Origin of the sequence: Nocardia sp. MDA0666 (assembly GCF_003023875.1) — a bacterium.
In the GTDB taxonomy this organism is placed as follows: domain Bacteria; phylum Actinomycetota; class Actinomycetes; order Mycobacteriales; family Mycobacteriaceae; genus Nocardia; species Nocardia aobensis.
The window spans coordinates 82,137-91,527 of record NZ_PYHT01000025.1 but is presented as its reverse complement, the minus strand read 5'-3'; the positions used below and the strand labels follow the sequence as shown (position 1 = coordinate 91,527).

At 70.6% G+C, this 9,391-nt stretch carries 1 protein-coding gene (running past one end of the window); it reads right to left on the bottom strand.

Annotated features, from left to right (window positions below):
• Window positions 1-9,391: part of a non-ribosomal peptide synthetase coding region (locus tag C8258_RS26915; RefSeq protein WP_146161346.1), annotated on the bottom strand (this coding region is incomplete at its 3' end). 4,522 nt of the annotated region lie beyond the right edge of the window; the window shows 9,391 of its 13,913 annotated nt.

Below are 9,391 nucleotides of genomic sequence, written 5' to 3'. Positions count from 1 at the left end.
GGACGCGCCACCACCAACCGCGCACCCACCTGCAACGGCCAGAAGAACTCCCACACCGACACATCGAACGTCGCCGGAGTCTTCTGCAACACCACATCATCCGAACCCAACCCGTACTCGGACTGCATCCACACCAGACGATTCACAATCGCCCCGTGACTCACCGCCACACCCTTCGGACGACCCGTCGAACCCGACGTGAAAATCACATACGCCACATGCTCCGACCGCAGCCTGCCCCGCCGATCCACATTCGTCAGCGGACCGTCGGCATAGCCGGACACGTCCAGCCGATCGAGGTCGAGCACCGGCGGCGACGACTCCGCTCGCACCGGCGCATCGGTGGTGGCGAGCACACACGCCGGGCGCGCGGTCTCCAGGACGTAGCGGATGCGTTCGGCGGGATGGTCGGGGTCCAGCGGCACATATCCGGCGCCCGCGGCGACGGTCGCGTACATACCGACCACGAGTTCCAGCGAACGGCGCATATGCAGCGCCACCAGCGATCCCGGGCCCACCCCCTCCGCGATCAGGTGGCGGGCGAGCCGGTTCACGCGGGCGCCGAATTCGGCATAGGTCAGCGTCGTCTCCGCGTAGGTGATCGCGGGGGCCTTCGGCGTGCGCGCGGCCTGGACGTCGAACAGCACGGGAAGGGTTGCGGTGCGGTCGATTTCGGTGGCGGTCGCATTCCAGACGTCGAGGACCTGCAACCGTTCGGACAGTTCCAGCACGTCGATGTCCCGGACGCGGACGTCGGGGTCCGCGGTCACCGCGGTGAGCACGCGCAGCAGCCGGCGCCCGAAGGCGGATACCGTCGACGCGTCGAACAGATCGGTGGCGTATCGCAGCACCGCCTGCAGTTCTCGCCCCTGCGGACCGTCGACCTCGGCCAGCGAGAGCGCGAGATCGAATTGCGCCACCGGGTTGGCGAGCGGGTAATCCGTCACCTCCAGTCCGGGCAGCCGCAGGTCGGTGCCGGAGCGCTGCTCGAACGACAGCAACACCTGCACGATCGGCGCATACGCCTGGGAGCGTTCGGGATTCACCTCCTCGACCAGCCGGTCGAACGGCAGGTCGGCGTGCGCGAAGGCCCGCACGTCGGCGTCCCGGACCCGGGTGAGCAGCTCGGCGAACCGCTCGTGCGCGCCGATCCGGGTGCGCAGAACCAGCGTGTTGACGAACATGCCGACCAGATCGTCGAGTGCCTGCACCGACCGGCCCGCGACCGGGGTGCCGATGGCCAGGTCGTCGGTGCCGGACAGGGTGGCGAGCAGGGTGGCGTAGGCCGCGTGCAGCACCATGAAGGTCGACACGCCCGCGCGGCGGGCCATGGTCTCGACAGCGGCGGTCAGCTCGGCCGGAATGCGGAATTCGATCGCCGCACCCGCGCCCGAGGCCACCGCCGGCCGCGGCCGATCGCCGGGCAGGTCGACGACGGCGGGCAGGTCGGCCAGCTCGGTGCGCCAGAAGTCGATCTGGCGGGACAGGCGGGATTCGGGATCGTCGGCGCGCCCCAGCACCGCGTGCTGCCACAGTGCGAAATCGGCGTACTGCACCGGCAGCGGCTGCCAGTCGGGGACCGCCGCGGCACGGCGCGCGGCGTAGGCGGTCACCAGGTCGCGGGCCAGCGGCGCGGTGGATATGCCGTCGGCCGCGATGTGGTGCACGACCACGAGCAGGATGTGTTCGTCGGGCGCGACCCGGAAAGCGCTGAGGCGCAACGGAAGTTCGTGCCGCAGGTCGAAGCCGCGCGCCGCCGCCGCGGCGAGTTCGGCATCCGCCTCGCCGGTATTCACGGCGTGCAGCGTGAGCACGGTCGCGGCGCAGTCCTCGACGGCGCGAACGTGCTGGCGCGGGCCCTCGGCGTCCTCGGGAAAGATCGTGCGCAGCGATTCGTGCCGCGTCAGCACATCGGCGACCGCCTCGGAGAGGGCGAATTCGTCCAGATCACCGCGCAGGCGCAGCGCGAACGGGATGTTGTACATCGCCGAATCCGGTTCGATGCGGTTCAACAGCCAGATGCGAGTTTGCGCCAGCGACAACGGAATTCGATCCGGTCGCGGCCCAGCCGTCAGGGCCGGCACGGCCGCGTCCGGTGCGTCCTGGACGAGGCGGGCCAGCAGGGCGGCGGTGGGTGCGCCGAAGATCTCCGCGACGTTGAGATCGCATCCCAGGGCGGCATTGACCCGCGCGACCACACGCATGGCGAGCAGGGAGTTACCACCGGCGGCGAAGAAGTCGTCGTCGGCACCGAAGGCGCCGGCACCCGGTGAATCGAGGCCCAGCAGTTCGGCCATCACGGCGGCGACCACGGCCTCGGCCCCTTCGGCCGGGGCGCGGTAGCCGGACTTCTCCCCGGGGTCGACGGCCGGCAAGGCGGCGCGGTCGAGCTTGCCGGAGGAATTGACCGGCAGGTGCGCCAGCACCGTGACGCCGGCCGGGACCATATATGCGGGCAGGGAACCGCCCGCGGCGGTCAGCACGGCGGCGGAATCGACGGCAGCGCCCGCCGCGGGCACCACATAGGCGTGCAGCCGCGCCCGCTCCCCCGCTCCCGCGACCACCACGGCCGCCTGGGCGATGCCGGCCTGCCCGGTCAGCGCGGCCTCGATCTCACCGAGTTCGATGCGCAGCCCGCGCAGCTTCACCTGGAAGTCGTTGCGGCCCAAGTATTCCAGTTCACCGGTGCGGTTCCAGCGCACCAGGTCGCCGGTGCGATACATCCGGGCTCCGGCCGGGGCACGACCGGCGGGCCCGGAGGCGGTAGCGGAGCGTGACCCCGCAGGACCCTCGGGAGTGCCCCTTGTGGACACAGCGAACGGGTCGGCGACGAAGCGGTCGGAGGTCAGTTCGCAGCGGCCGACATAACCGCGCGCGAGCTGATCGCCCGCCAGGTAGAGCTCGCCGGTGACGCCGACGGGTACGGGACGCAATGTCGAATCGAGCACGTAGACACGGGTATTGGCCACCGGACGGCCGATCGGCACCGTCACCGTATCGGCATCGCTCACCTCGTGGAAGGTGACATCCACCGCGGCCTCGGTCGGACCGTACAAGTTGTGCAGCGGCGCACCACCCAGCTCGCGCCAGCGCGCGGCCGTATCCACCGCCAATGCCTCACCCGAAGTGAACACGCGACGCAACGACACCGGTGCCGTCGCCACCGAAGCGACGAATACGGCCAGCATCGACGGGACGAAGTGCGCCGTCGTCACAGCCTCCTCGTCCATCAACCGCGCGAGGTAGGCGGGGTCGCGGTGCCCATCAGGACGCGCCACCACCAACCGCGCACCCACCTGCAACGGCCAGAAGAACTCCCACACCGACACATCGAACGTCGCCGGAGTCTTCTGCAACACCACATCATCCGAACCCAACCCGTACTCGGACTGCATCCACACCAGACGATTCACAATCGCCCCGTGACTCACCGCCACACCCTTCGGACGACCCGTCGAACCCGACGTGAAAATCACATACGCCACATGCTCCGACCGCAGCGGCGACACCCGGTCGGCATCGGTCACCGCGTCGGCGGCACAGCCGGACAGGTCCAGCCGGTCCAGCCGCACCACGTCCACACCGGCCGGTAGGACGGAATCGTCGGTCGTGGTCAGCACACAGGCGGGCCGCGCGGTGTCGAGGATGTAGCGCACGCGGTCGACGGGATGGTCGGGATCCAGCGGCACGTAGGCCGCCCCGGCCGCGACGATCGCGTGAATGGCGACGACCAACTCCAGTGATCGCGGAATCCGCACGGCCACAGTCGTTTCCGGACCGACGCCGCGGGCGATGAGGTAGCGCGCCAGCCGATGCACGCGCCGGTCGAATTCCCGATAGGACAGACTGGTGCCCTCGAAGGTCACCGCCTGCGCTGCCGGGCGCTGCGGCCGGGCGGCGAGAAGTTCGGGCAGGGTGCGCGGTTCGACCGGGTAGCCGGTGGCGTTGTGCCCGCCGATCAGCCGGTCGCGTTCGGCCGGCGACAACAGTTCGACGTCGGCGACCCGGGTGGTGCCGTCGGCCGTCATCGCCGCCACGATGCGTTCGAATCCGTCGAGCAGCGCCGCGACGGTCTCCGGGTCGAACAGGTCGGCGGCATAGTGCACGTGCAGGTCGATACCCGCGGCCGTACCGTCCGCGGCGTAGGTCTCGTTCGCGGTCCAGTGCTGGTCGACCTGGATCGGCGCCGCCGCCGGTTCGACCGCCGCGATCTCCAGGCCCTCGAGCCGCAGCTGCGCGCGGGTCTGGTTCTGCAGTGTCAGCGACACCTGGTACAGCGGCGAATGTGCCCGGGAGCGAGTCGGATTGAGGGTTTCGACGAGCTGTTCGAACGGCACCGCGGCATGGTCGAAGGCGGCGAGGTCGACGGCCCGCACATGGTCCAGGTGTTCGACGAGGCTTTCCTCGCCGTGCACCGGGGTGCGCAGCACCAGCGTGTTGACGAACATGCCGACCAGATCGTCGAGCGCCTGATCACCACGGCCGGCGACCGGGGCGCCGATCACGATGTCGTCGCTGCCGCCGAAGCGGGCCAGCAGTACCGACAGGGCGGCGTGCAGCACCATGAACGGTGTCACCCGGTGTGCCGCCGCCAGGTCGTGGATGCGCTGATGCAGTGCGGCATTCAGCCGTGCGGTGCGGGCGCCGCCGCGCTGGGAGGCGATCGCCGGGCGCGGGCGGTCGGTCGGCAGCGTGGACAGCTCCGGCGCGCCGGACAGTTGCGCACGCCAGAATTCCAGCTGCCGAGCGGATTCCGATTCGGGGTCGGCGACCGCACCGAGGGTGCGCTGCTGCCAGAGGGCGTAATCGGCGTACTGGATCGGCAGCGGCGACCACTGCGGCGCGGCACCCGCGGTGCGCGCCTGATAGGCGACGGCGAGGTCCCGGGTCAGCGGGGCGAAGGACCAGCCGTCTGCCGCGATGTGATGGACGACGAACAGCAGGACATGGGTCTGTTCGGCGCGATCGGCGTCAGCCGCGCGGCGCACCCGCAACAGCCGGATGCGTACGGGAACCTCGTCGGCGACGTCGAAACGACTGTGCGCCAGGCTTTCCGCCATGGCGGTGACCTCGGCGGCATCGACATCGGTGACCGCGAGATCCGGTACGGCGGCGGGTACGACGCATTGGGTCGCCACCCCGTCCCGCTCGGGGTAGCGGGTACGCAGTGTTTCGTGCCGCTCCATCACATCGGCGATCGCGGCGCGCAACGCGGCGATGTGCAGATTGCCGGTGAGCCGCAGTGCGAACGCGATGTTGTAGCTGCCGCCGCCGGTGTCCAGGCGATTGAGCATCCACATGCGCTGCTGGGCGATCGACAGCGGGACGATTTCCGGGCGCGGATCGACGGCGGTCGGCCCGTCGTCACCGGAGCTCTTGTCCGACAGCGTGATCCGGGTGGCCAGCGCCCGCACGGTCGGTGCGTCGAAGACCGCGCGGACCGGCACCGTGTCCGCGGTGGCCTTGTTCAGGCGGGCGGCGAGTTGCGTGGCGATGAGGGAGTTGCCGCCCAGGGCGAAGAAGTCGTCGTCCGCACCCACCTGTTCCACACCGAGCAGGGCGGCGAAGGTGCCGGCGACCAGCACCTCGGCCGCACCGACCGGTGCGCGGTACCGGGTGGGCGCCAGCACCGGCGCGGGCAGCGCCTTGCGGTCCAGCTTGCCGACCGGGGTCAGCGGAATCTTGTCGAGGACGACCAGCGCGGCGGGCACCATGTGCGAGGGCAACCGGCGGGCCGCGAAATCGGTGAGATCGACGGGATCGACCGCGCGTCCCGGCTTCGGCAGGACGTAGGACACCAGCATGGTGCCGCGAGTGTCGTGGTCGCGTCCGAGGGTGGTCGCGTAGTCGACGTCGGGGTGGGCGCCGAGCACCGCGTCGATCTCGCCGAGTTCGACGCGGAAGCCGCGGATCTTCACCTGGAAATCCGAGCGCCCGACGTACTCCAGTTCCCATTCCGGCTGTGCCTGGCGCACCGTCGGCGCGACGGCCCGCCAGCGCACGACATCGCCGGTGCGATACATCCGGCCGCCCGGCCTACCCCACGGGTTCGGCACGAAGCGTTCGGCGGTCGCTCCCGAGCGGTTGCGGTAGCCCCGGGCCAGGCCACCGCCCGCGAGATACAGCTCACCGGCCACACCGGGCGCCACGGGCCGCAGTCGCCGGTCCAGCACCAGCGCCGACATGCCGTGCACCGGAGTGCCGATGGTGACCGGTTGTCCGGCGGTCAGCCGCGCGTACGAGGAGATGATGGTGGTTTCGGTGGGACCGTAGCCGTTGAAATAGCGGCGGCCGGGCTCCCAGGCGGCCAGCAGTTCGTCGGTGGTCACATCGCCGCCGACCGAAAGTACTCGTAGCTGCGGTTGCTCCGCCGCGTCCAGGGTGCCCAGCACGGCGGGGGTGATGATCGCGTGCGTCACGGCTTCCGTGCGCAGCAGCGCGCCCAGTTCGGGGCCGCCGATGATGCGCGCCGGCACGACCACCAGCGTCGCGCCGGTGGCGAAGGCGCAGATCCATTCCAGGACCGACGGGTCGAAGCTCGGCGAGCAGATGTGCAGCATGTGGTGTTCGGGCCGCAACCCGTACCGTTCGATCGCGTACTGGGCCAGCCCGCCCAGACCGGCGTGCGTCACGGTGACGCCCTTGGGCCTGCCCGTCGAGCCCGATGTGTAGATCATGTACGCCGGATGCGACATCCGCAGCGTGGCGATCCGGTCGGCGTCGCCGATCGGATCGGCGGGCAGGGCGGCGAGTTCGGCCTCGGTCGCGGGCGCGTCGAGGACCAGCCAGGGCACGTCCTCGGGGAGGGCGTCGGCGTAGGCGGCGACCGTGATGCCTACCCGGGCCGCCGAGTCGGTGACCATGTACCGCACCCGTTCCGCGGGATAGGTGGGGTCGACCGGGACGTGGGCGCCGCCGGCCTTGGCCACCGCGACGGCCGCGGCGACCATCTCGAAAGACCGCGGAAGTGCCACGGCCACCAGCTGTTCCGGGCCGACGCCGGCCGCGATCAGCCGGCGAGCCAGCCGGGAGGAGTAGTCGTCGAGGTCGCCGTAGGTGATCGACCGTCCCTCGTAGCGCACCGCGATCCGGTCGCGGCCCAGGCTCAGCCCGGCGGTCAGCAGTTCCGGCAGCAGCGCGGTCGCCATCGCCTCGTCGGGGCGTACCCGGGTCAGCCGGACGTATTCGTCGGCGCTGAGCAGCGACATGTCACCGACCGCGGCCTCGGGATCGGCGACCAGCTGCCGCAGCAGTCCGAGGAAACGTCTGGCGAAACCCTCGATCGTGGCGTGGTCGAAAAGGTCGCGGGCATAGGCGAATTCCGCCGTCATGCCCTCGGTCGTTTCCCGGATGTTCAGGGCCAGATCGAATTTCGCGGTATCGGCGGCCTGCTCGACCGTTCCGGCCCGCAACCCCGGCAACTCCAGCTCGCCGGTGGGCAGATTCTCGAATGCCAGCGCCACCTGGAACAGCGGATGCCGCGCGGTCGACCGTTCCGGATCGAGCAGTTCCACCAGACGCTCGAACGGCAGGTCGGCGTGCGCGAAGGCACGCAGGTCGGCGTCGCGGGTGCGATCCAGGAGTTCGGTGAAGCTCGCGCCCCCGGGCACCGCGGTCCGCAACACCACGGTGTTGACGAACATGCCGATCAGATCGTCGAGTTCGCGCTCGCCGCGCCCGGCGATCGGCGAGCCGATCGCCACATCGTCGGTGCCGGCCATGCGGGCCACGAAGATCGCCAGCGCGGTGTGCACGGCCATGAAGGTGGTGGCCTGTCGCCGCTGGGCCAGTTCGCGCAGCCCGTCGCGGATATCGCCACCGACAGCGAATCGCACCCGCCCCCCGGCGTAGGAGGGGCGCATCGGGCGCGGCCGGTCGGTGGGCAGGTTCAGCTCGTCGGCCAGTCCGGCGAGGGTCGCGCGCCAGTAGGCCGCCTGGGCGCTGAGGACACTGTCCGGATCGGATTCCGAGCCCAGCACCGCGTGCTGCCAGATACTGAAGTCGGCGTACTGCACCGGTAGCGGTTCCCACTGCGGTGCGGTTCCGGCCACGCGGTGGGCGTAGGCGGTCATGAGGTCGCGGGTCAGCGGGGCGATCGACCAGCCGTCGGCCGCGATGTGGTGCGCCACGAAGACGAGGACGTGCTCGGGCTCGGCGTCCTCCGATCCGGCAGCGCCGCTGTCGCCGAAGACCCTGCGCAGCAATGCGATTCGCAGTGGCGGTGCGGCGGTCACGTCGAAGCCTCGCGCCGTGAGCTCCGCGATCCGGCCCGCGATCTCCGTCGTCGGAACGCCGACCGGCGTCAGGTCCACGCGCACGTCGGCGGCGGGCAGCACCTCCTGGGCGGGGCCGTCCTCGTGTTCGGGATAGCGGGTGCGCAGGGTCTCGTGGCGTTCCACCACATCCGCGACGGCGGCGGCCAGCGCCGCGACGTCCAGTCCCCCGCTCAGCCGCACCGCGACCGGAATGTTGTGAACACCCGAGTCGGGATCGAACCGGTTGAGGAACCACATCCGCTGCTGCGCGGGTGAGAGCGGAATGCGCTGCGGCCGCGCTTGTTTCACCAGTGCCGGACGTGGGCGCTCGGCCACCTCGCCGCCGGCGGCGGCCGCGAACGCGGCCACGGTCGAGGCCTCGAACAGGGTGCGCACCGGCACCCGGGCATCCACGATCCGGCCGACGCGGGCACTGACCTGGGTGGCGTCGAGGGAGCTGCCGCCGAGGGCGAAGAAGTCGTCGTCGCGGCCGACCCGCTCCAGCCCGAGGACGTCGGCGAACACCTCGGCGACCCGCTCCTCCAGCGGCGTGCGCGGAGCATCGAATTCCGCGGCCGCCAGCACGGGCAGCGGTAGCGCCGCGCGATCCAATTTGCCGCTGCTGTTGAGCGGGAATTCCGCCAGTTCGACGACGGCGGTGGGGATCATGTACGCGGGCAGCACCGCGCCGAGCCCCTCCCGCACGGCCCGCACATCGAGTTCGACGCCCGGCGTGCGGATCACGTATCCGGCGAGGTAGTCGCCACTCTCGCCGGTGACCAGGCGCACCGCGGCCTGGCCCACACCCGGTGCGGCCAGCAGCGCGGTCTCGATCTCCGGCAGTTCGATGCGCTGGCCGCGGAATTTCACCTGGAAGTCGATGCGGCCCAGATAGTCGAGCTCGCCCTCGGGGGTCCAGCGCACCAGATCGCCGGTGCGATACATCCGTTCGCCGCCGAAGCTGAAAGGATTGGCGACGAAGCGGTCCGCGGTCAGATCGGCGCGGCCGCAGTAGCCGCGCGCGAGCTGCGTTCCGGCCAGGTACAGCTCGCCCGGCACGCCGATCGGCACCGGATGCAGCCGGGAGTCCAGCACGAAGACCTGCGAATTCCATTCCGGCTCGCCGATCGGCACAC